The organism is Synechococcus sp. 8F6 (assembly GCF_002252665.1).
Lineage (GTDB): Bacteria > Cyanobacteriota > Cyanobacteriia > PCC-6307 > Cyanobiaceae > Cyanobium_A.
Map to the genome: position 1 here is coordinate 1 of NZ_NQKZ01000006.1, position 20,415 is coordinate 20,415.

A 20,415-nucleotide genomic window follows, 5' to 3' on the forward strand; every position below is an offset into this window, starting at 1 on the left:
GCCCCATCAGCGCCACAACGGTGAGGCTGTGGAGATCTGCCGCCACCGTGCTGTCGTCTACGAACAAGCACGCCAACGGCATCCCCGCCGGTGGTCACGATCGACGCGTTGCTGGCGTCAGCCGGAAGAGGTCTGGATCAACCCACCGCCACCAGAAATCGAGCCAGATCCAGCTACGTTGATGTTGGTTGCCTGAATGGCAGCAGAGGCGTCATCTTTTCTGGCAGCTACCGGCTGTGGATAGCCAAGCTTTTTGAGAACCACACCACCAACAGCATTGTCGAGCTAAAAATGAGGCACCTGCCATGGCCACCTGCAACGAGAAGAGCCCTCCAGGCCTTGGGGCAGTGACCGTTTGTTAAGGGAGCAGTAGGCAGGCAGGCATCTTGATGAGAATGGGCGCACCAAGTTGAAACAGCCAGGCTGCTGCTCTCTGCCCACAAGAGGCACTGCGCTCGCCTGGGCCCTGACCAGCCTGGAACCCCTATCCACCCTTCCGACTATTCGTCGCGACTAGGAGCCTCCCAATGTTCGACGCCTTCACCAAGGTTGTAGCCCAGGCTGATGCCCGTGGCGAATTCATCAACGCCGGTCAAATCGACGCGCTTGCAGCGATGGTTTCCGAGAGCAACAAGCGGATGGATGCTGTGAACCGCATCACCTCCAATGCATCCAAGATCGTCACCAATGCGGCCCGCGATCTTTTTGAAGCTCAGCCGGCGCTAACAGCTCCTGGGGGGAACGCCTACACCAGCCGCCGCATGGCTGCGTGCCTACGCGATATGGACATCATCCTCCGTTACATCACCTACGCCATTTTCAACGGCGATGCATCCGTGCTGGAAGACCGCTGCCTCAACGGCCTGCGGGAGACCTACCTGGCCCTCGGCGTTCCTGGCGCTTCGGTTGCTGAAGGTGTTCGCAAGATGAAAGACGCCGCCATTGCAATTGCCAACGACCGTAACGGCATCACCCAGGGAGATTGCTCAGCTCTAATCAGCGAAATCGGGACCTACTTCGACCGCGCTGCAGCAGCCGTCGGCTGATCAGCTCACTAAAAAGCCAAACCAACTTATTTCCCCTTTCCAATGAAGACTCCCCTTACCGAAGCCGTCGCAACCGCTGATTCCCAGGGACGGTTCCTCTCAAACACTGAGCTCAACTCAGCTTTTGGTCGCTTTGACCGCGCCAAAAATGCTCTCGCAGCTGCTAAGGGCCTAACAGCCAACGCAGACAACTTGGTCAACGGCGCTGCCCAGGCCGTTTACAACAAGTTCCCCTACACCACCCAGATGCAGGGTGCAAACTATGCCGCTGATGCCCGTGGTAAGGCTAAGTGCTCCCGCGACATCGGCTACTACCTCCGCATGGTCACCTACTGCCTCGTGGCTGGTGGCACCGGACCCATGGATGAGTACCTGATTGCCGGTATTGATGAAATCAATCGCGCTTTTGAGCTCTCCCCCTCCTGGTATGTTGAAGCTCTTAGCTACATCAAAGCCAACCATGGCCTTACAGGCGAAGCAGCAACAGAAGCAAACAATTACCTCGATTACGCAATCAACGCGCTTGTTTGATCAGGCTTCCTGCTAAAAGTGATTAATAGCCTCCCCTAAGCAGGGGGGGCTATTTTTATTTAAAAAATAAAAGAAATAAAGAGTTGCGCACAGAATCAGCATCAAGGCAATAGGCGTGTTGCATTAAGCGCGCGCTAAGATTGGAGAAAGACTCTAGACAGCCCGCTAAAACAATCCTACTGCCAAAACAAAACACCATGTCACCCAATGAAACTTTTAGCATTAAAGACCTAATAAACCAAGCTGGAGGAGAACAGGAGATTCAGTACGGTACCGACGAGGCTCGCTTGCGCATAGACCTAAGAATTGACGACATTGGGATTTGGAAGGCCTATCACAAGAAACATGCTGGCAACCAAAATCTTTTACTTGCCTGCGAAAGGAACAGCGGAAAACTGTCAGACACTAATCTGACCTGGGTTGTCGGAGCAGCAATCCGTTCAGCCGTGGCTGAAGGAACGTCCGGAGCAAGGGATCTACTTAAAAACCTCGGTGTGTCAGAAGAGCTAGTGGATCTGGCATCTGAACACTGTCCAGAACTTGGCGGGACAGCAGTCTGGGCATTCCATTTGGAACGACATGGCTGGCTAACCGCTACTCCTGTAGAATGGTGAAACTGACTAGGGAAGCTCAACAGAAAATGGAGATCAGCCAACTTGCCAAGGATGCAAAAGTATGCGGCATAAGCAATCGCAACAGCATCCCCGAAGCGGCAAGGGTGTTGATAGCTAAAGCCGATACTTCAAAACGGTTCCTCAGCGCAGAGGAATCAAAAGCAATATGTAACTATTGCAATACTTCAGAGGATGCCATTGGGCTACTAGTAGCGGGGTCAAACCAGGTAATTGATGAAGCAAGGCGAGATTTACTAACCCAACAACCACAGCTCACAATGCCTGGCGGAGGACTATTCCCGGAGCCACGAGCAGAAGCCTGCTGGCACGATTGCCAACAGTTTTTGCGGGTGATAATTTATGGGGTTGCATGCGATTGCACAGATATAGCAGACATAGAGGGCATGATTGCATTGCGTCATTTATACAAGAAAATGGAAATACCTATCACTGCGATGATGTATGTCCTAGCTCGGATGCGTGCACTAACCACACGAGTCCTAGAAACTTCAGGGCATGCTCATGAGGCAACCTGCCTCAACAAAGCTTTTGATAACCTGACCAACGCTCTGCTACCAACCGAGCAAAGCTAGCGCTAGCACGGAACGTAAATGTGTCTAATTACTAGAAAATCAAATCCTGCCTGAAAATGTACCAAAAGCATCAAGCATTTTTGTTACCGGAAGATCCAAGCCAATGGAGTGCTCCTGAGAAATGCGAACCAACTGCGACGCAGCATCAACACGTAGACGCGCGCGGTGCAAGCTGGAACAAACGTGTTCTACAACCACTTGACCTGCGTCAGGCAAACCTTTGTCGAATGGATATAAGGGGAACAGACCTCAGCGCCTGCCTACTAGAAGGATGCAATTTAACACTTGCTCGATATGACAAAAAGACTCGTGTACCCGCTGGCTTTGATCTTGAAAAGTCAGGAGCGGTAGGCCCTGGTGCAGCTCTTAATGGGGCTTTTTTGAATGGTGCAGATCTCAGGGGTATGGACCTACGTAGCACCAACTTCATGGGTGCGTACCTAAGCGGATGTGACCTCAGTGGTGCAGTATTAGACGGAGCACGCTTTGTAGGAGCAGACTTAAGATTTGCAAAAATGCAAGGTAGTCGTTGCATAGGCGCACGCTTTAACGGTAGTCAGTTGCAACAGGCAGACTTTAGAGCCGCTAATTTGGCAGATGCAATCCTAGATGAGGCTGAAAGTATCAAGGGCGCTGACTTCAGTCAAGCCACGGGTTTGAACAAGATGCAGCTAGCCAACCTCCTAACTCGCTCTCATATCGAACTTGATTGCTGGAACCCACTCACTAGGCAAGCGACTCGGACGACACTGGAGTCGCTGCTGGAATCGACAACAAAACCCGCATAGGGTACTCGCAGTGGCAGACAAAGCGAAGCGGTTAAAGCAACATCTTGAGATTCGTGAAGTCGAAGTAGAGGGTTGTGAGGGATCAGAGATAATGGCCAGGTATCGCCAAGAAAGTCATGCCGTTTGGTCCAGCCTCGATCCTGGGTGTGGAGAGCTTCTCCCAAGAGTGCGAAGCACCACGTGAGCTAGTGCCAAGAGACGACGACCAAGCGAAGGAGTCAGTAATCCGGGCTGTCTACAGACAGGTTCTTGGAAATGCCTACGTGATGGAGAGCGAACGACAAATTGTTGCAGAATCGCAGTTCAAGCTAGGGGAAATCAGCGTTAGAGAACTGGTAAGACGTATCGCAAAAAGCGATCTTTATAGCACGCGCTTTTTTGACTCATGCGCGCGCTACCGCTATATCGAACTAGCTTTTCGCCACCTACTCGGACGTGCTCCAGCAGATTTTGAAGAAATGCGGGGGCATGCCGAAAGACTAGATACAAGTGGTTACGAAGCAGACATCGACAGCTTCTTAGATTCTGACGAATATCAGAACAACTTTGGTGAGTGGACAGTGCCATATCAACGTGGGTGGAAAACAGAATCCTGTGCAACGCTTCAAGAGTTCACCTGGTCATTCCAGTTGCTACGTGGCAACAGCAGCAGCAGCCTAAAAGGCAACTTGGCTGGAATCAGGAGCCGTCTTGGCGGTGCTGCCTATCAGAACCGCCCCCTTCCTGTGGTGGCTCCCTCATCACAAGATACCCAAGGCTGGAGCTACCGCCCAGCTGCCAACCTGACAGATCCCGTTACACGGATTGGTGTACTCGCAGGCGAAACAGGCAAAGTCTATCGGGTAGAAGTCACCGGCTATCGGGCCAATAACGTGCGACCCACATCACGCTATAGGAAAGCAAACAGGGTATTCTTCGTTCCCTTCAATAAGCTTTCAGAGCAATATCAACTTATCCACCGCGAGGGGGGCAAGATCGCAAGCATCACACCATTAGACTGATCCATTGCTCCAACTAGCTCTGTTTGACAATAGAGCTTCCGATTCAGCAGTCAAAATTAGTTGGATGCCGAAAGACATCCAAGCAATTATATTCCAAAAAGCAAAGCAAGTCTTTTACCTGCCACCCCCACTTCTCCCCCACCCGCCCGTGACAGCAAATCAAAGCAATTCACTTGATTTCGGAGCCACTCAGCTACTTGAGGCACCAGCAAGGTTTTCTCGACAAAGGACTGATGCCGTAGAAACTGCCACAAGCGATGATCAATTTCGCAACCAGCAGCTACTAAATACACCATCAGCATTCACCGCAAACGACAATGCTGCTTTTCACAACGCAGTAAGAGCTGCATACCGGCAGGTATTCGGCAATGTTCAGCCGATGGAAAGCGAGCGCCTGCTGAGCGCCGAATCAAAATTACGCAATGGGGACATAAACGTACGCGAGTTCGTACGCAGATTGGCCCAATCCGATTTTTATCGCTCGCGCTTCTTTGATGCTGTGTCTCCGCATCGAGCAGTTGAGCTTAATTTCAAGCATCTGCTGGGCCGCCCCCCCCAGAATCAAACAGAGGTGGCTAGCCATGTGGCATTAATCGCCACAAGTGGCTTCACAGAAGAAATCAATAGCTATCTTGATTCCGATGAGTATCTAAAGTCCTTTGGCGAGGAAACAGTTCCATACCAAACAAGTTGGAACTCACCAGTAGGCCAGCCTCAAGCAGCGTTCAACAGGATCGCAGCACTTGAGCAGAATTTCGCTGGCAGCGACACAGCCGTAGGAACCAAAAGTCAACTGCTAGGCAATCTAGTTAGCGGCTACAGGCTCTCAATAAGAGTGCCTGCACAGGTTTACCGATCTGCTTCCCTTAGTCAAACGGGAGGAACAGCGGCTGGTTCGGGCGGTATGTTAGTGCCTGTCAAGCGGAACAGTGCCGATGGAGGCGACTCGACACCTATGCGTGGTGATCTATACGTTGGCTTTGGGCTTGGCCAGCGCCAGCAGGAAGTATTCGAGCGCTGCAACGGTGATTCAGCAGATCAGATTACTGCGCTGATCCGCTCGGTATACCGCCAAGTGCTGGGCAATCCCCATGTAATGGACAGCGAACGCAACTTAACAGCAGAAAGCCAGTTTGCTGAGGGAAGGCTCAGCACTCGCGAATTCATAAGAGCTATTGGACTTTCTTCAGACTATCGCCGGCGCTTCTTCGAAACAAATGCTCCCTACCGTTTTGTTGAGCTGAATTTCAAACATATTTTGGGGCGTGCACCCGCATCTCAGGCCGAGATGAGTGAGCATCTACAAAGGCTAGCCATTCACGGCTATGAAGCAGAAATCAACAGCTACGTTGATAGCGAAGAGTATCAGAACACCTTCGGCGAAAATACTGTTCCATATCTGCGTGTAGCCACGGAAAACGGTCGCGAACAGGTTTCCTTTAATCGGCACATAGCCCTAGTGCAAGGCTATGCAGCCAGTGACACCATTCAATGTGCCTCAAGCCTGCAGAATTCAGTAGCAACAAGATCTACCCCTACAAACTGGACAAATACAACCGTACGGATTAACAGGCTTGGTGCAGCCTCTGGATCAGCTGATCCCACATCCAAGCGCTTCCGTATTGTCGTCAATGCCCAGCCAGCAGGCGGCCGCCAACGCAACCCGAACGCCAGTTACGTAGTAAGCGGCAATGACATTACCAGCCAACTAGGCTACATCCATAGACGCGGTGGTCGGATCATTTCTGTGACCGAAATCACCTAGAAAACACTGGATCATTTATTCGGGACAACTGCTGTTTCTAAACTACCCCCTACCATCCTAAAAACCATGCAAATGGAAACTCTTGACAGGCCCAATTCGGGTTTACGCCAATCAGAAGCCCAAGCCCAGCTGAAAGCCGCCTACCGCCAGGTATTTGGCAATGCACACCTCTTTGACGAAGAGCTCTCAGTCTCTGCAGAGAGTTTGTTCATCAACGGCGACCTCACTGTGCAGGGGCTGATCAATGCTCTAGCCCTGTCCGACAGCTATCGGCGTCTCTTTTTTGATGCAAATGGTCCCTATCGGTTTGTTGAACTCAACTTCAAGCATCTCTTAGGCCGCGCCCCACGAAATCAGGCTGAACTGAGCAAGCATGTTCAGCTCCTGGCCGCAGAAGGCTACGAAGCAGAAATCAACAGCTATATATACGGAGCCGAGTATCTAGAGGTCTTTGGCTTTGATACAGTTCCTTATGACAGGGGAGTGGAAAGCCAGAAAGGTGAATCCAATCTTACGTACAACAGAACACGTGCATTAACATCGGGCTTTGCAACTTTTGACGGTGACGAACAATCACAATTATTAGTGAGCCTGGCGACCACTTCGCCCCCCGGAGGCAGTCAAAAAACACCCGGGCCAGGTGGTCGCAACAACCAGCGCTACGCTATTCGCTGGACAAGTGCTAATCCTGTTGGCCTAAATCGAAGCGTAACGCAAACGACAACAGTTCCCTTCAGCTCGCTATCATCAGCGATCCAATCAATTCATCGACGTAGGGGTCGTATCGTGTCAGTACGAGAGTCCTAATTTAAATGAAATTGGAAGCGGCTCAAGGCTGCATTTAGTATATAATGCTGCAACAATTGAGCCGCCTCCCAAAAGCATCAGCAACAAGCACCCTGGCTACAAACCATTGATTTAATGGACAATCACCATCTCAAAGCAGAGTGCTCCCGGAATGATCAGAGCACTACAAAGACACGGCCTGCGATCAACATGATGATCGATACATGGGTACACATGGTTCAGGCAGGTCGTCTGCCATCTGCACGGACAACTCACAGAAACAAGGCCTGAGCAGCGTTGATGCAGCTGGAATCTTTTGTAGCTCGTAGCCTAGGCCGCTGGCGATCAATGAGAAGCGGTCATTCTCTTGCTTTTCAGCAATTTGAGGATCTTCGCAGTTCAGTATTGATTGAACCAGTTGGACTCCAAGATCCGTTGGTTCTTCAGTTAATTAGAGAGTGCAAAATACACGACGCCGACCCCCTTCTGCCATTCCGAATGGAATGGAAAGCAGAAAGTGACTGGGAGCCAGAGGGGCCCAGTGAAGTATCAGCAGGATCATGCATCCTCGTTCCAATCCCACTTGATAATCAAAAAGGAATCTTACTGCGAAGTGCTGGATATGCAGAGGCGGAGCAAGCAGTATCAAACTATGCCTTTTTAGAAGATGATACTTTTATACTCACTACGCAATATGGTCAATCGATTGCAGAGGAAAGAATCTGGTTCGTATCTGAGAATGTTCGCTGCCGCTCATCAGTGCTGCGAACCTCGGCCGGCTCAGGAATACTGCAAACATCCTTCGCATCTGAAATCAGACGGTTAGATTCCTTCAGCCAATAGAGTTCACGATGATAGGTATTACCCTAAAATTCGCTAAAATTCTAGCTGGGCACTACAGTAATTTCTCCCAGGCACAGCAAGACCCCGTAAATTTCGCCCATATCAATATCTATTTTCGCCCGCTGCCTTGGGAAGTATTTCAGGGCCCTGGCTTTTACTCCGAGCAAAGCTATGGGCATGATCCTTGGCGACCTTATAGGCAAGGCGTACATCGACTGATTTCAACCGAGAAGGTGCAGATTGTTGAGAATTTTGGATTCGACCAACCAATTCGCTTAGCTGGAGCAGGCTTCACGCCTAAACTGCTTAAGCTTATTCATATTGATCGCCTTAAACAGCGCTGCGGTTGCGCGATGCATTTCCAAGAGACGACACCGGGTTGCTTCAGCGGAAAGGTAGAGCCTGGGAATAAATGCCTAGTGCCACGCGACGGGCAGCCTACCTATCTAGTGAGTGAGGTGTTGGTTGATCATGAAAACTGGATTAGTAGAGATCAGGGTTTTGATCCAGCTACTAATACCTTGCAATGGGGCTCAGAACATGGGCCACTACGTTTTGAACGCGTGGCTAGCTTTGAGAATGAGGTGACAGCTGAGTGGGCACGTCTAATTAAACATAAGGGAGAAGAACCTAAATAAGTTGGATAAAACTGAAACACTGCAAACTGACGGAGAAGCTATCCGCCAATTCCGTAGCTGGATTCGCTCGCAGCACCTGGTTTGCCAAGGCCAAGACTTTATTTTTGAAACAATCGATCATAGTCAGCTTGAGCGTTTTGAAGCCTGCCTAAATATGATTGGTGGGCAAGTGCGGTCTGTAAGAGCAATTGGAAACTGGCCCATGGGGCCCCGTCGAACATTCAAGATCCTGAGAGCTGACGCAGCTGTGCCGAGGCCCAAAGGCCTGGAAATCCAACGCTACTGGGCTGAGCGTGGCTCCTTTCAGACCCGGTTTTCTGAAATAAGCAGTTGACGCCTACGATCTACTAAAACATCAGGATCCTGCACGGCAAAAGCATTCTGTAAAAGCTGAATTATTTCATGGTTATTCCCAACATCAATTGAATCAAGACCTATCAATGCCGCATAACGTAGCTCCCAGCTTGGCGTGAAATCGGAGGACAAGAGCTGCCGCACACTTTTGCACCATATATCAGGGAAATGCTTATTCAAAGCCAAGCAAGCAGCCGGTCTTGATTTGCCGAATTGTGGGCGCTTGCTATTCATAGCTTCCAGCAGCAATGCCTCAATCTCAGAAGTAGCAGCGCAAGGCCAGATTTCCACACTACCAAGAAGCTGAATGAAGAAGTAATGAGCGCCGTAGTCATTAAAAGCATCCTCCTGCCATCGCTTCCAGAAAACAGGCCAGAGCTCCTCTGCTGGCCTATGCTTCAATGTGGACAATGCTAGGTAGCAACGGCTAAAGTCAGTACCAAAAAACTCATCAAATAAAAATAATATGGTGGGTTCAGCGTCGTAGCAGTGCGCCAAGACCAAATCCTCTGGCTGATCCAACATCAGCGAATCTAAACAAGTAAGCAGGTCAAGGCCTGCATATGCTTTTTCTTGGCCCGGCCAGAGTGTCCGCAGAGCGCGCAACCTGAACACAGGGGACACGGGCGCCTTGAGGATCGAAGGCAGTAGATATGTAGCTCGACAGTCAATTAAATCCTGAATCGCCGACTGCCGGTCCATTTGATTAGGCAGGGTCAGGTGGTCTTCCAACTCTTGAAGGCGACCGCTATCACCACTGAGCTGTGCAACCCCGGACAAAGCAGCGCCGCGAACCCCTGGATTCGCATCATCTTGCAGCGATTGAAGTACGGGCAAGGCCCCATGCACTTCTAACCCAACAAGAGCCTGGATAAGAACCCTGCGGCTCTGGCCTGGATCATTAAGTAACAGCAGCATCGCCTGATGGAGTTCAACATCCTGGCAATTGAGCTGAAGAAGGGCCCAGGCGGCATTTTCAATGAGATAGTGATCGTTACTCCTTAGGCAACGCCCAATACTGGGTATGGCCCGTTGAACCCCAAGCCTGCCCAAAACTTCGACCGCTTTTCGGCGCGCAAGATTAACCGCCTGTTCGCCCGAAGAATTATCAATGAGCCGCAATAATGCCTCCTCCGTTTTATCGCCGGGGAAATTCACGAGATGGGCGGCCGCCATGTAGTAGTCGCTGGCAGAATCAAGCGAGTCAAGAGATTGTTCAAGAATCGCTAGCGCATCATGATGGCTGAGCCCGGGATGAATATTGTCATAACTGTTGCTGGAGCTTGCCAAAATACTGTCCTCAAAAGTCAAAGGGGGCGAAGCTGTGTAGCTCAACATTGGCCTGATCCCAACTCTGATGGCCGGCAGGGCAAGCGCGCTGAAAGTTTAAGAATTATGTGTCTTGACGCAACCCGGCCCGGTCACGTTCAATATGAAACCATCTAAAATAGACGCTCGATGGGACCCCATCAATGTGGTGCACTTCTGGTTGTTACAAGCATCAATTCTGAAACTCCCCAGAGAGTTGCTCAGAAGCTGCTAGTTCCGCGCCATATGCTGAGCCATGCCATGCAGCAACTACACCAGAACGGAATCCCTGTTACGAAGGTGGAACCGCTTGAGGCTTCCAACTCGGCTTCCGCAGTGGTGACCAAATTGGCTGCCGACCCAGGCGAATCACCCAAAGCTGGACGGCAATCCCCTCGCCGCCGCAAATAGCCCAGCTCAGCCCTGAAGCTCGAACACGCCATCAGGAGCACGCCCCTGTTTGAGCAATTCCCAGTTAATCGACTGAAGAAAAGCGGCGGTGTTCAGAGTCTCCACCACATCGACCCCCCAGTCGCCCCTCTGCAGCAACGCTCCAGAGGCTCCTTGATCGTCCTTACGACCACCCAAGGCCAAAAGCTGGCACGCATCATCTGTAGCGCCTGTAGAGCAGCGCAGCTGACGCCAGGCTTGGAGCATGGCCTTGGCCAGATCAATGGGCAGCAGATCCGCTTCCACCTGAACCAACCAGTGGGGGTGGCTCAGTGCCTGAACATGGAAATCGGTGGATAGGTGCGCGACAAGCCCCGCCGCCAGATCGGCGGAATTGAGGGCTTTCAGGCTTTCGGAAGCCACCTGAAGGTTGTGGGAGAGCAAAAAGCGTGTCATGTCCTGATCTTGTTAAGCCCACCATAGGATCGCAGCGGCTATCCCTGATAATTTGTCCAATAGGAGGGAACCTTGTCTGCCGAGCTGTCCGCTACCCCCGCATCTGGGATCCAGCAACTGAGCGTCGAAGAAGCCAACATTCTGGCTACAGAGCTGCGTTCCCAACTTCGTCAGGGGTTAGTTCCTTCATCCGACACCCCAGCAATTGAGCGCATGGTGGCTGGTCTCGGCGATACCAGGGGCTTGATGCGGCTCACCTTTGCCGAAAGCCTTGGAGCAGTGGGTGCTGCAGCGGTGCCAACACTCTGCAGTGCATTGCAGTCTCACGACAACGTCACCGTTCGACGTGCTGCAGCTAAGACTCTGACCCTGATTGCAGATCCAGCTGCCTTGCCCGTCTTACTCGAAACTCTGCTCTCAGATTCGGATCCCGTTGTGCAGGGATCAGCGGTCGGAGCGATGGCTGCAGTCGGCGAGCAGGCTCTCGATCCACTCCTCTCAGTGCTGGTTCATCCAAAAGCTTCGGCCATGCAGCAGGGGCTGGCCAGCTGGGGGATTGCTTTTATCGGCGCCAAGGCGCCCGAAGCGCTTCGCCAAGCAGCCAGCTCTCCTGATGCCAGGATAAGAGCGGCAGCAATAGCAGCTCTCGGCGAACAGATCCAGGCTCTGGGGGATGACGAGGCGAGGCAGCTGCTGCTAACCGCGCTGGGTGACCTGGACTCCGAAGTGCGGGCAGAAGCTGCAACGCTGATGGGGAAGTTGCAGGAGCCAGAATGGGCCTGTCCGCGCCTGCTCCCCCTGCTCACCGACTCGGAAGAACAGGTTCGCAAAAACGCTGCTCTATCGCTGATGAAGCTAGGAGCCAGGGATGCATTACCTACATTACAAGCAAGTGTGGAACAGGAAGTACAACCTGGAGTCAGATTAGTGCTCGAACTAGCAATCAGTCAGCTGAGCAAGTGAGGATGCTTATCGTCTCGCGTCAGCCCGGCTGAGGTTGACGCGCTTGCAGGTCACTTATTCGAGCTAGGGCTGATTCAAGGGTCTCTCGCACATAACTATCTACCTGTGGTTGATGCTGCAGATCCTTAAGAATCGGTTCGATTGCAGGATCATCAATTTGGGCGAGTGCATTGACAGCAGCTACCGCCTGGGCTGGATTATCTCCACCCACCACTCTTAGCAACAGCGGCACCGCCTGCCCACCAACCTGCCCAAGGGCCATCACCGAAGCAACAGCCACAACGGGTGAGTCGTCGCTGAGTGCCTCCTCGAGAGCCCGCATCGCTGTCTCGGGGAAATGGATCCCAGGCTGGTTTGAAGCCACCTGGGCATAGGCCTTCACGCAGCTGGCGCGGATAGTGCTGTCCGTGCTAGCCATAAGAAGATCCGCTAAGGGCAGCAAGGCTGCCGCACCAAAGGCGCCAATACCACGAACAGAAGCCCTGCGTAAAGCTATATCCGGTTGGGCCAACAGACCAAGCAGGCGAGGAAGAGCTTGCTGAGGCCAATCCCTGACCATAGCCATAAAAGCCTGGCTTTGAATATAAGGATTAGGGTGGGCGAGATCATCAAATAAGATATCTAATGCTTCCATTTCCATCGAGAAGAGGGGGAGGGTAGGCAACGCCTGATTTTCACATAAAAAAGGAGGCCCGAAGGCCTCCCTGGGTTGTCCTCAACAATTAATCAGAAACTGATCAGGAGAGGGCGTTGATGGCGTAATCAAGGTACGACTTCAACTCGTTGAGAGCCTGGGGGCTCATGTCCCGAGGGGCGCAAGCCCGATCGCGGGTGAAGGTGAGCGCTTCTACGTAAGCAGCGGTAGGCAGGCGCAGGGTGCGGTACACCTCACGGGCTCCGGCAATGCCCCACTCATCGAGAGGGCCGGTGCCGCCCACAACCAGGCAGTAGTTGATCAGACGCAGATAGTGAGCGATGTCGCGGTAGCACTTGTCCACCTTGACCTGGTTCTCACCAGCTTCGCCGGCTTGCTTGAGGTAGGGGTACTTGCTGAAGCAAGCGTCACCAGCCTCCTTCGTCACTTTGTCCAGACCGGCAGCCAGCTTTTCAGCAGCTTCAAGACGAGCAGTAGCTCGCTGAATGTTGCCCTGAACAGCTTCCAGGTCGTTCTGGGAGGGGAAGCGACCAGCGGCATCAGCGGCGGTCACAACAGTGGTCACAACAGACTTCATCGTGAAGATCCTCGTTTAATTGAGTTGTAGTGGTTTAAAAAAGCAATCTCTTCGGATGAATCAGCTGAGGCCGCTGATCACACGGTCAAAGTAGGTAGCAGCTTCTGCCACTAGAGCGGAGCAGTCGCCCTGAACGGTTTCCATCTTGCGGAAACGGGTTTCCACAGGGTTGGTGCCGCTGGTGTTTGTCTCGTTAATGTGAGCTGTGGAAGAAGCCTTCATGATGGCCACAGCGCGGGCGGCAGACTGAAGGGGAACGCCCAAAGCGATGTAGGTCTCCTTGAGGCCGTTCAGGCAGCGGTCGTCCAAAACCGAGGCATCGCCTGCCAGCAGCGCGTAGCTGACGTAGCGAAGCACAATTTCGCCATCGCGCAGGCAGGCGGCCATGCGGCGGTTGGGATAGCAGTTGCCACCAGCCTGGATCAGGCCAGTGTTTTCACAGATCATGCCGGTGACTGCATCTGAAACGATGCAGGAGGCATTACTGGTGATGGCGTTAACAGCGTCTAGACGCTTATTACCCTCAGCAACATAGTTACGGAGAGCAGCAAGCTCACCGCCTCCAATTGGGGCAGTCTTCGAATCTGCGCTGACGACAGCGCGTGAAAAGGCGTCGAGCATGGGAAAGGGGCCAGGGGTTCTAGTGCTCAGCCAGTTGACAGCCAGGGAAGATCATTAGATCTGCTTGGAGCTGCATGGCTTAGCTGCCTCCCGGGGAAGGCGTAAGGGGAAACTACGGCTATCTCCAGCCTCAGGACCCCGATCAAAGCAATCATGCAAACTTTCGTCACCCATCGCTGTCGACCTTAAAAGGGCAGCGCTGGCAAAGGGTTTTGGCAAAAGGAAGGACGCACTCCCACCCAATTGCGCCACAAAGCGCCGGGAGATTTATCTTTTCTTCCATTTTCACCAGGAATGCAGCCGTTTGCAGCTGCTCTTGCCCTGATGGATGGCCTGGTGGACCTCAGCGGGTATCAGCGCAAATCGGGGCTGCGGCTGCGGCTGCTGCCGGCCGGAGACGCTGTGGCCCCGAGTGATGCGACTCCTGGAGACCCTGTGGGAGGCCAGCGACCATCGCTGCGGCAAACGCCTGGCGGCGGTGTTGAACACGCTTGTGGTGGCAATTGAAACCATGGTCACCTGGAGGTTCGACCGGTTCTCAAGGCATTGCTGCTGCAGTGGAGCCCGGGTGCAGCGCATGTTGGGGCGCCGCCGGCTACAAAGAGCCCAGCCGCTGAAGCGGCTTTGCCAGCTTGATGCCGCTCTGCGCCTGTTCACCAACATCGTCCAAACATCGGCCAAGCGAATCCCATTTGAGGAGGCTGACCTTTGGAATGCCGGTGCCCACGACGCCGCCATGACGAACCACTCACCCCGGCCGCCCTGCTGAGGACGATCCGCCACAACCAAGCAGCCCTGGTGAACGGCGCAGCCGGTTTGGTGAATCGCAGCGGTCGACTGCGTATGCTGACCTTCGCGCTACGCAACCCATGTCCGACGGCACCACCGCTCGCGCCGACACGTCTGCACTCAACGCATCCGATCCGAGTCGGCAGGAGTTGCAGGAGTCGATTGATCAGCTGGCGGCCTACCGCGATCGACTGATCAAAGATGTGATCGGCATGGGGCAAAGACTGAAGCTCCCTCAGAAGCAAGTGGAATTCACCCTGGCTCAGCATCCCGAGCTGCAGAAGCTAGAAGCAATTCTGGCTCAACTTGAGTCCCAGAAGTCCGAGCAGGACTAACCCCCATCCCCCTCACACCCCCGTGGCACCCGTGGACCCAGCCCGAACGATGGACCAGTTCTTGGCGGCCAGTCGAGGGTCCTGGCTGACGCGACGGGCTGTGCACCACCTCGACCACCAAGATGATGAATTCGGCGATTCCAATCTTGTTATCGAGCCCTTCTCCGCTGAGGATCCAGCCGTCACACAGATATGCCTAGCTCTCAATATCAACCCTCATTTAGCAGCAGGAGGGGCTCGTTTCTGGTGGGAAAGCAATCTAAAGCCCCTAGCCAGAACAGAAGATCAAGCGGCAGTATTAATAGATATCCCTCTCGCAGCAGATCCCTCTCAGGGTTTCCTAGTCCGTGACAAGGGCTACGTGGAGAAGCAGCCCGTCCTCAGTCAATACACCTTTTCCACCGATGGCGTCATGACCGTTACCACGCGCTACGACAGCAATGTCGGCACGGAGCGCTGCTGGTTCGTCACGGATCAGGTGCGAATGCGGGTGAGCTCAGTGCAGTGTCTCGATGGTGTGTCGATGACCACCTACTGCACGGAGCTTCGTTGCCCCTCCGACGCAACTCTGCAGTCGCTTCGGGAAAGCGCCGATTCCATGGCCGCCGGTTTCCGTTAACCCACCCTGCTCCTGAGCGCTCCGAGATGTTTGACCCTTTTTTGCAAGAGCTCAATAGCAGGCTGGAAAGGTCTGGAGCGCAGCCCATTGCCCCACCCGATGGGCTAGCTGAATGTCGCTCCCCGAAGAGGCAGAGCGTGATCCAAAGCTGGCTCTGGCAGGTGCCTGGGTTCCGACGCTGGCGGGTGACCAGGATGGACGCGGGGGACAGCCTGCAAGTGTTGAATTCGGTGGCCTATCCCGAATACAACAACGATCAGCCCCTGATGGGAATCGATCTCCTTTGGTTCGGCACCCGCGGCAAGCTGGTCGCAGTGCTTGATTTTCAGCCACTACTGCAGGATCAAAATTATCTTGACACCTATTATCGAGGCCTAAAAGAACTTATTTCTCGCCACCCGGATCTTCACGGTGCTGAGGCCATGCGCTCATTTGATCCAAACCAATATTTCTCGCCATGGCTGCTGTTCTGCCGTGGAGGAGCTGAGGAGGCGCAGGAATCGTTGCCCAGAGCTTTCACTGCCTTTCTCGACTGCTACTGGCAGCTCAGCGCCGAAGCCGGCCAACGCACTTCCATTGTTACAGCAGAAAAGGTGAAAACCCTGCAGGAGGCATACGATGTCTATAGCGCCGAAAGAGATCCGGCTCACGGCCTGTTTAGCAGCCACTTCGGCAAGGCTTGGTCGGATCGCTTTCTGCACGAGTTCCTCTTCCCATCTAGCCCGCAGCAATGACAGCACCGCAAAGCTGCAGCCTTAACCAGGTCAGAATCCCCGGTTGGCGTTGGCAGCCCTTTCTTGATCATGCAGTCAAAATGCTTCAGGCATTGGAGCCAGCCGCCTACCCCGTGCCGGAGCAGTTTCTGCAAAAAACCGGATCCACCGGTTCGAAGGCACAGCCGGTAGTTGTGCAAACTGCAACCTGGGCCTGTCAAACCAACAAGCTTCGCCAGGTGAGGGCCGCTTGCGTGGAGGCGGGGCCAGCAGCGTCCGTGCTGAACCTAGTCATCAATCCCAACTGCCGCTTTGATCTGCCTTTCTTCGGAGCCGATTTGGTCACGCTGCCCTCAGGCCATCTGCTAGCCCTTGACCTGCAGCCGGTTGACCGCAGCGATTCCCTCCATACCCAACCTGTCTGGGATCGCTTGCTCCCAATTTTTAACAGCTGGAAACCTCACTTACCCGATGGCGGGCCCATTCCTGCTGAGGCAGAACCTTACTTTTCGCCTGCATTTCTCTGGACCCGTCTGCCTTTGGGCGTAGCCTCCGATGAGCTGATCAGCACCGTTATATTTCAAGCCTTTGCTGAGTATTTAAAGCTTTATTTACAGCTCGTGGATGAAGCACCCCCCGTAGCAGACGATCGCTCAGCGATATTGCTCAATGGCCAAAGGCGCTACACCAGCTACCGGGCAGAGAAAGATCCAGCAAGGGGGATGCTCAGCCGCTTTCACGGTGCAGAGTGGACCGAGACATATATTCATGAGGTGTTGTTTGATCTGGACAGACACTATCCCTAGCAAAAAGGAGATCAAAGCAGACCTATGGCATGAAGAGGCCCACTTCCACTGATCAGCTCCACTAGAAAAGCGGAGAATCCGACCATAGCTAAGCGGCCATTCCACACTTCTGAGCTGTTGTTCCAGCCCCAAGCCCACTTGTCTTGGGGGTAGAGCTTCACAGTGCTGGGCAAAGCCGCCGCCTGGTCAAGATTCACTTCGGGTCCATCCAGGGCCTGCTGGACGAGTCGCGCAAGCCCCTGGATGAACGCAGGGTTGGTGTCAAGCGCCGGCACACGCCGAAAGTTGGTGATGCCCGATTCGAAAGCCAGCTTGCGATACTCGATGTCGATCTCTTCGAGGGTCTCGATGTGCTCGCTCACAAAACTGATCGGCACAACTACCAGATCCTTCACACCCTGCCGTCCTAGCTCCTCCAATGCCTCGTCGGTGTAGGGCTGGAGCCACTCCACAGGGCCCACCCGGCTCTGGTAAGCGAGGGTGAAAGAGTTGCTGTGGCCCAATGTGGCCTCCAACTTCTCAATGATCAACCGGGCGCAGGTTTCGATCTCCCCTTGGTAGGGATCGCCCGCTTCCTCCACGTAGCTTTTAGGAACACCGTGGGCACTGAAGAACACGTGGGCGGTATCTGGATCTGGGCAGGCCTGGATCTCGCGGGCGATCAGCCCGGCCATGGCGTCGATATAGCCCAGGTCATCGTGGTAGCTGCGGATGCATCGAATCGGCAACGCTGCGAAGACAGGATCAGCCTGACGAAGACGCTGAAGCTCCCTGAAACTGGAACCGCTGGTGCTAATCGAGAAATGGGGATAAAGAGGCAGCACCACCACCTCATCCACAGCGTCGGCTTTAATATCTGCCACCGCCGATTCGGTGAAGGGGTGCCAGTAGCGCATCGCCACGTAGCTGGTGGCCTCGATCCCAAGCAGACGCAGGGCACTCTGCAGCTCCCGCGCCTGCTGCTCAGTGATTCGCCGCAGTGGCGAGCCCCCGCCGATAGAGCGATAAGCCTCCTGCGACTTTCTCGCCCGCAGACTGCTGATCAGCCAAGCCAGAGGTTTCTGCAGAGCTGGGTTGGGTAGCCGGATGATCTCGGGGTCCGAGAACAGGTTGTAGAGAAAAGGGCCGACATCCTGGATGCGCTCCGGACCCCCGAGGTTCAGCAGGAGAACACCTACCTTGGACATGGCTTGGCGATCATGAGGCAGCACATCACCATAGGCCAACAAACGCTTGCAGCTGCACTCGCTCGATTGATTAAGAAATATTTAGGGTCGGCCTTGGCAGCGAAGTGGATTAAGGCACACCCCAGCCCCAAGGATCTTTCGCCAGCGGATAATGGCCTGAGAGCCCCATAAACTTTTCGCCTCGGACCTCTGATCACGAAACAACGATTCTGGAAAACCCGACTACCGAACTAAAGACAAAGGAAGATTTAGACATCCACGCCAAAGCCGCAGCTGATCGCCAATGGAACCTCATGCGCGCCAGCTTTGATGGCGACTGGCAAGGAACAACCACCTGGTACGGCCGCAACAGCGACGGCATGAATATGAAGCAGGGCACCGTCAACCCGGAGGCCTCGCATTACGCCATCCGCTTCTCGGATGCGCATACGGGTGAATGGCATGGAACAGGCCTTCGATTCGCACCGGGTGGAGAACGCCGCTTCCCCCTATATCGGCACAACTACAACCTCAGCCACAACTGCTGGCATTTTCCGCAGACTGCAGGTCAGTCGAGCCTGCAAATGGCAGGCAGTTGCACGCGTGCTGGGCATGAAGTGAACTTCTTCAGCGGCCGCAGTCGTTCGATGCTGGTTGCGCTTTACCAGCAACAACCGGATGGAGAGATGCTGCTGGACTCAATCGCCGCCACACCCTTCCGCTGCCAACGCACTAGTCCTGACCCGGAACGCGCTCAGTTTCAATCGTTGGAGGCGGTATTCGAGACCGTCTTTGGCTGGCAAGGAGTGGAATCAGTGATCAGACCCGGATTCAGTTCTAGAATTGCGATTTCAAAACAGCGGTTGGCGCCATTCTGTAGCGAATGGTTTATTAAGAATGAAGCAAATGGGCTATTTGAAGATAATTTAATCTGCAGCCTTCCTGAGAGTTTGCCAAAGCAATCATTTGACCTCCACTTCGGCTGCGTACTAGATCGTCAAAACTTTGTGCATCTGACAATGGAGTTCGATGCCAATTACAATCTACTGGCCTGGATAGAACGTCGCTATCAGCCCACCATGCATGGATGAGAAAGGCTGAAGCCAAGCTGCTTAAGCTTCTCATTACTCACCCGCGCATTAAGGATTCGATCGCTGGTGTCTCTGGTCAACCACTTTGCCAGTGGCAGGCCAGCGCGCTCACACAACCGATCTGTGAGCTCCTGACCGTTGTACTGGGTGTCATTGACCAGGTTATATGTGTCATTCAGGCCTTGGTCAAAGGCGAATTTGATACCTCGAACGATGTCATCGCGGTGAATCCAGCACGGCACATTCAAGCCATTACGCTGCACTAAGCTGCCAGCTGCACTAAGCAACATGCCCGGAATATCGCGTCCAGGCCCATATATGCCACCGAGGCGCAACACGCAGACCTTGATCGATTCGGTGCGGACCGACGCAATCATCTGCTCTGCCCTCACGAGCACGGAGTTCACTGGATGATTTGAATCAGTTGGATCGCTCTCACGTGTGAGCGCTCCCTGCCGGTTGCCATACACGCCACAGCTGCTCAGGTGAACAAGTTGCAGTGGCGAGCTGACAGGCCGACGGCTAAGCGTTTCGATCAGCCGTTGCAGGCCGCCAAGAAAGGTCTGCTCGTATTGGTTCAGCTCAACACTGGAACTCTTTGACGGAGCGAAGGACACCAAGATGCCGTCGAGATCTGCCGCGAAGTCCAGGCTGCTGGAGGGATCCGTTGAATCAAAAACCAACGGATTCTCGACTAGGTCAGCCAGCTCTGCCAAGCGTTCACGCCGGGTTGTGGTGCCCCAGAGTGCATGCCCTTCCTGCTTCCAGGATTTGGCAACCGCTTCGCCTACGTAGCCACAACCCAGGATTGCGCGACGCTCGCCCGAGGGCAGGATCGGGCGCTCTTGGAGAGACAGCAACTGATAAAGCGAGGCCAGATCAGGGGTAGAAGTCATCCCGCGAAGCCAAATCGTGAAGTTTTGCAACCCTAGGCCTGCCGGATGGGGGGTTGCGTTGTCATCGCTAC

The 20,415-nt window shown here is 53.8% G+C and carries 24 protein-coding genes and 1 pseudogene; 18 read left to right on the forward strand and 7 right to left on the reverse strand.

Annotation, left to right across the window (positions count from 1 at the left end; genetic code table 11):
• From CJZ78_RS14395 to CJZ78_RS05940, 11 genes and pseudogenes are all read left to right on the forward strand, one after another.
• Nucleotides 1-196, forward strand: a pseudogene (locus CJZ78_RS14395) (IS3 family transposase); the annotation flags it as partial.
• A 331-nt stretch (nt 197-527) separates the two neighbouring features.
• Nucleotides 528-1,046, forward strand: a complete 519-nt coding sequence (locus CJZ78_RS05900; protein ID WP_094559988.1) for a phycocyanin subunit beta — start codon at nt 528-530, stop codon at nt 1,044-1,046.
• Between the two features lie 42 nt (nt 1,047-1,088).
• Nucleotides 1,089-1,577 (forward strand): phycocyanin subunit alpha, encoded by a 489-nt coding sequence (gene cpcA, locus CJZ78_RS05905; protein WP_094559989.1) that lies wholly within the window; start codon nt 1,089-1,091, stop codon nt 1,575-1,577.
• A 197-nt stretch (nt 1,578-1,774) separates the two neighbouring features.
• Entirely contained in the window at nt 1,775-2,191 is a 417-nt protein-coding gene (locus tag CJZ78_RS13690) for a hypothetical protein (RefSeq protein WP_158217042.1), read from the forward strand.
• A gap of 26 nt (nt 2,192-2,217) precedes the next feature.
• Nucleotides 2,218-2,784, forward strand: coding sequence for a hypothetical protein (locus tag CJZ78_RS05910; RefSeq protein ID WP_158217043.1), 567 nt, complete (start codon nt 2,218-2,220; stop codon nt 2,782-2,784).
• 56 nt (nt 2,785-2,840) lie between these two features.
• Nucleotides 2,841-3,572 (forward strand): pentapeptide repeat-containing protein, encoded by a 732-nt coding sequence (locus CJZ78_RS05915; RefSeq protein WP_094559991.1) that lies wholly within the window; start codon nt 2,841-2,843, stop codon nt 3,570-3,572.
• 116 nt (nt 3,573-3,688) lie between these two features.
• A complete protein-coding gene (locus CJZ78_RS05920; protein WP_094559992.1) occupies nt 3,689-4,573 on the forward strand; it encodes a phycobilisome linker polypeptide in 885 nt (294 codons plus the stop codon).
• Between the two features lie 64 nt (nt 4,574-4,637).
• Nucleotides 4,638-6,338 (forward strand): phycobilisome rod-core linker polypeptide, encoded by a 1,701-nt coding sequence (locus CJZ78_RS05925; protein WP_233128539.1) that lies wholly within the window; start codon nt 4,638-4,640, stop codon nt 6,336-6,338.
• Between the two features lie 66 nt (nt 6,339-6,404).
• On the forward strand, nt 6,405-7,145 hold the full coding sequence (locus tag CJZ78_RS05930; RefSeq protein ID WP_094559993.1) for a phycobilisome rod-core linker polypeptide: 741 nt from the start codon (nt 6,405-6,407) through the stop codon (nt 7,143-7,145).
• A 279-nt stretch (nt 7,146-7,424) separates the two neighbouring features.
• Nucleotides 7,425-7,967 carry a phycobiliprotein lyase gene (locus CJZ78_RS05935; protein ID WP_094560106.1) on the forward strand — a complete coding sequence of 181 codons (543 nt, stop codon included), beginning with the start codon at nt 7,425-7,427 and terminating at the stop codon, nt 7,965-7,967.
• A gap of 8 nt (nt 7,968-7,975) precedes the next feature.
• Nucleotides 7,976-8,605 carry a chromophore lyase CpcT/CpeT gene (locus tag CJZ78_RS05940; protein WP_094559994.1) on the forward strand — a complete coding sequence of 210 codons (630 nt, stop codon included), beginning with the start codon at nt 7,976-7,978 and terminating at the stop codon, nt 8,603-8,605.
• Between the two features lie 303 nt (nt 8,606-8,908).
• Here CJZ78_RS05940 and CJZ78_RS13695 read toward each other — a convergent pair whose 3' ends face one another.
• Both CJZ78_RS13695 and CJZ78_RS05950 read right to left on the reverse strand, forming a co-directional pair.
• A complete protein-coding gene (locus CJZ78_RS13695; RefSeq protein ID WP_143592859.1) occupies nt 8,909-10,270 on the reverse strand; it encodes a HEAT repeat domain-containing protein in 1,362 nt (453 codons plus the stop codon).
• Nucleotides 10,271-10,684: 414 nt separating this feature from the next.
• A complete protein-coding gene (locus CJZ78_RS05950) occupies nt 10,685-11,113 on the reverse strand; it encodes a DUF2656 family protein (protein ID WP_094559995.1) in 429 nt (142 codons plus the stop codon).
• A gap of 72 nt (nt 11,114-11,185) precedes the next feature.
• On the opposite strand from CJZ78_RS05950, the gene CJZ78_RS05955 reads away from it, so the two are divergent.
• Nucleotides 11,186-12,076 carry a HEAT repeat domain-containing protein gene (locus CJZ78_RS05955; protein ID WP_094559996.1) on the forward strand — a complete coding sequence of 297 codons (891 nt, stop codon included), beginning with the start codon at nt 11,186-11,188 and terminating at the stop codon, nt 12,074-12,076.
• Nucleotides 12,077-12,095: 19 nt separating this feature from the next.
• On the opposite strand, the gene CJZ78_RS05960 is transcribed toward CJZ78_RS05955, so the two are convergent.
• The 3 genes from CJZ78_RS05960 to cpeB form a co-directional block, all read right to left on the reverse strand.
• Nucleotides 12,096-12,740, reverse strand: coding sequence for a HEAT repeat domain-containing protein (locus CJZ78_RS05960; RefSeq protein ID WP_233128540.1), 645 nt, complete (start codon nt 12,738-12,740; stop codon nt 12,096-12,098).
• 73 nt (nt 12,741-12,813) lie between these two features.
• On the reverse strand, nt 12,814-13,308 hold the full coding sequence (cpeA, locus tag CJZ78_RS05965) for a class 1 C-phycoerythrin subunit alpha (protein ID WP_094559998.1): 495 nt from the start codon (nt 13,306-13,308) through the stop codon (nt 12,814-12,816).
• 60 nt (nt 13,309-13,368) lie between these two features.
• On the reverse strand, nt 13,369-13,929 hold the full coding sequence (gene cpeB, locus CJZ78_RS05970; RefSeq protein WP_094559999.1) for a class 1 C-phycoerythrin subunit beta: 561 nt from the start codon (nt 13,927-13,929) through the stop codon (nt 13,369-13,371).
• 415 nt (nt 13,930-14,344) lie between these two features.
• On the opposite strand from cpeB, the gene CJZ78_RS05975 reads away from it, so the two are divergent.
• The 5 genes from CJZ78_RS05975 (at nt 14,345) to CJZ78_RS05995 (ending at nt 17,191) form a co-directional block, all read left to right on the forward strand.
• Complete coding sequence (locus tag CJZ78_RS05975) at nt 14,345-14,698, forward strand: hypothetical protein (protein WP_094560000.1); 354 nt, start codon at nt 14,345-14,347, stop codon at nt 14,696-14,698.
• A 100-nt stretch (nt 14,699-14,798) separates the two neighbouring features.
• Complete coding sequence (locus CJZ78_RS05980) at nt 14,799-15,053, forward strand: hypothetical protein (protein WP_094560001.1); 255 nt, start codon at nt 14,799-14,801, stop codon at nt 15,051-15,053.
• Between the two features lie 49 nt (nt 15,054-15,102).
• A complete protein-coding gene (locus CJZ78_RS05985) occupies nt 15,103-15,672 on the forward strand; it encodes a phycobiliprotein lyase (RefSeq protein ID WP_094560002.1) in 570 nt (189 codons plus the stop codon).
• A 26-nt stretch (nt 15,673-15,698) separates the two neighbouring features.
• Nucleotides 15,699-16,406, forward strand: a complete 708-nt coding sequence (locus tag CJZ78_RS05990; protein WP_094560003.1) for a 15,16-dihydrobiliverdin:ferredoxin oxidoreductase — start codon at nt 15,699-15,701, stop codon at nt 16,404-16,406.
• Nucleotides 16,403-17,191 carry a phycoerythrobilin:ferredoxin oxidoreductase gene (locus CJZ78_RS05995; RefSeq protein WP_094560004.1) on the forward strand — a complete coding sequence of 263 codons (789 nt, stop codon included), beginning with the start codon at nt 16,403-16,405 and terminating at the stop codon, nt 17,189-17,191. Before CJZ78_RS05990 ends, CJZ78_RS05995 begins: the two co-directional genes overlap by 4 nt.
• Nucleotides 17,192-17,202: 11 nt before the next feature.
• Here CJZ78_RS05995 and hemH read toward each other — a convergent pair whose 3' ends face one another.
• Complete coding sequence (hemH, locus tag CJZ78_RS06000; RefSeq protein ID WP_094560108.1) at nt 17,203-18,378, reverse strand: ferrochelatase; 1,176 nt, start codon at nt 18,376-18,378, stop codon at nt 17,203-17,205.
• 293 nt (nt 18,379-18,671) lie between these two features.
• Here hemH and CJZ78_RS13700 point away from each other — a divergent pair, with 293 nt between their 5' ends.
• Nucleotides 18,672-19,448, forward strand: a complete 777-nt coding sequence (locus CJZ78_RS13700; protein WP_143592860.1) for a hypothetical protein — start codon at nt 18,672-18,674, stop codon at nt 19,446-19,448.
• Here CJZ78_RS13700 and CJZ78_RS06005 read toward each other — a convergent pair.
• Nucleotides 19,427-20,344, reverse strand: coding sequence for an NAD-dependent epimerase/dehydratase family protein (locus CJZ78_RS06005; protein WP_143592861.1), 918 nt, complete (start codon nt 20,342-20,344; stop codon nt 19,427-19,429). The genes CJZ78_RS13700 and CJZ78_RS06005 overlap by 22 nt on opposite strands.
• Nucleotides 20,345-20,415 lie beyond the last annotated feature (71 nt).

Coding starts and splice junctions, on each gene's coding strand:
- CJZ78_RS05925 (WP_233128539.1), top strand. CDS start 4,638: ATGCCGAAAGACATCCAAGCAATTATATTCCAAAAAGCAAAGCAAGTC.
- CJZ78_RS05910 (WP_158217043.1), top strand. CDS start 2,218: ATGGAGATCAGCCAACTTGCCAAGGATGCAAAAGTATGCGGCATAAGC.
- CJZ78_RS13690 (WP_158217042.1), top strand. CDS start 1,775: ATGTCACCCAATGAAACTTTTAGCATTAAAGACCTAATAAACCAAGCT.
- CJZ78_RS05920 (WP_094559992.1), top strand. CDS start 3,689: ATGCCGTTTGGTCCAGCCTCGATCCTGGGTGTGGAGAGCTTCTCCCAA.
- CJZ78_RS05980 (WP_094560001.1), top strand. CDS start 14,799: ATGTCCGACGGCACCACCGCTCGCGCCGACACGTCTGCACTCAACGCA.
- CJZ78_RS05930 (WP_094559993.1), top strand. CDS start 6,405: ATGCAAATGGAAACTCTTGACAGGCCCAATTCGGGTTTACGCCAATCA.
- CJZ78_RS05900 (WP_094559988.1), top strand. CDS start 528: ATGTTCGACGCCTTCACCAAGGTTGTAGCCCAGGCTGATGCCCGTGGC.
- CJZ78_RS05985 (WP_094560002.1), top strand. CDS start 15,103: ATGGACCAGTTCTTGGCGGCCAGTCGAGGGTCCTGGCTGACGCGACGG.
- CJZ78_RS06005 (WP_143592861.1), bottom strand. CDS start 20,344: ATGACTTCTACCCCTGATCTGGCCTCGCTTTATCAGTTGCTGTCTCTC.
- CJZ78_RS05915 (WP_094559991.1), top strand. CDS start 2,841: ATGTACCAAAAGCATCAAGCATTTTTGTTACCGGAAGATCCAAGCCAA.
- CJZ78_RS05995 (WP_094560004.1), top strand. CDS start 16,403: ATGACAGCACCGCAAAGCTGCAGCCTTAACCAGGTCAGAATCCCCGGT.
- cpeA (WP_094559998.1), bottom strand. CDS start 13,308: ATGAAGTCTGTTGTGACCACTGTTGTGACCGCCGCTGATGCCGCTGGT.
- hemH (WP_094560108.1), bottom strand. CDS start 18,378: ATGTCCAAGGTAGGTGTTCTCCTGCTGAACCTCGGGGGTCCGGAGCGC.
- CJZ78_RS05950 (WP_094559995.1), bottom strand. CDS start 11,113: ATGACACGCTTTTTGCTCTCCCACAACCTTCAGGTGGCTTCCGAAAGC.
- CJZ78_RS05935 (WP_094560106.1), top strand. CDS start 7,425: ATGCAGCTGGAATCTTTTGTAGCTCGTAGCCTAGGCCGCTGGCGATCA.
- CJZ78_RS05975 (WP_094560000.1), top strand. CDS start 14,345: ATGCGACTCCTGGAGACCCTGTGGGAGGCCAGCGACCATCGCTGCGGC.
- cpeB (WP_094559999.1), bottom strand. CDS start 13,929: ATGCTCGACGCCTTTTCACGCGCTGTCGTCAGCGCAGATTCGAAGACT.
- CJZ78_RS13700 (WP_143592860.1), top strand. CDS start 18,672: ATGCGCGCCAGCTTTGATGGCGACTGGCAAGGAACAACCACCTGGTAC.
- CJZ78_RS05990 (WP_094560003.1), top strand. CDS start 15,699: ATGTTTGACCCTTTTTTGCAAGAGCTCAATAGCAGGCTGGAAAGGTCT.
- cpcA (WP_094559989.1), top strand. CDS start 1,089: ATGAAGACTCCCCTTACCGAAGCCGTCGCAACCGCTGATTCCCAGGGA.
- CJZ78_RS05940 (WP_094559994.1), top strand. CDS start 7,976: ATGATAGGTATTACCCTAAAATTCGCTAAAATTCTAGCTGGGCACTAC.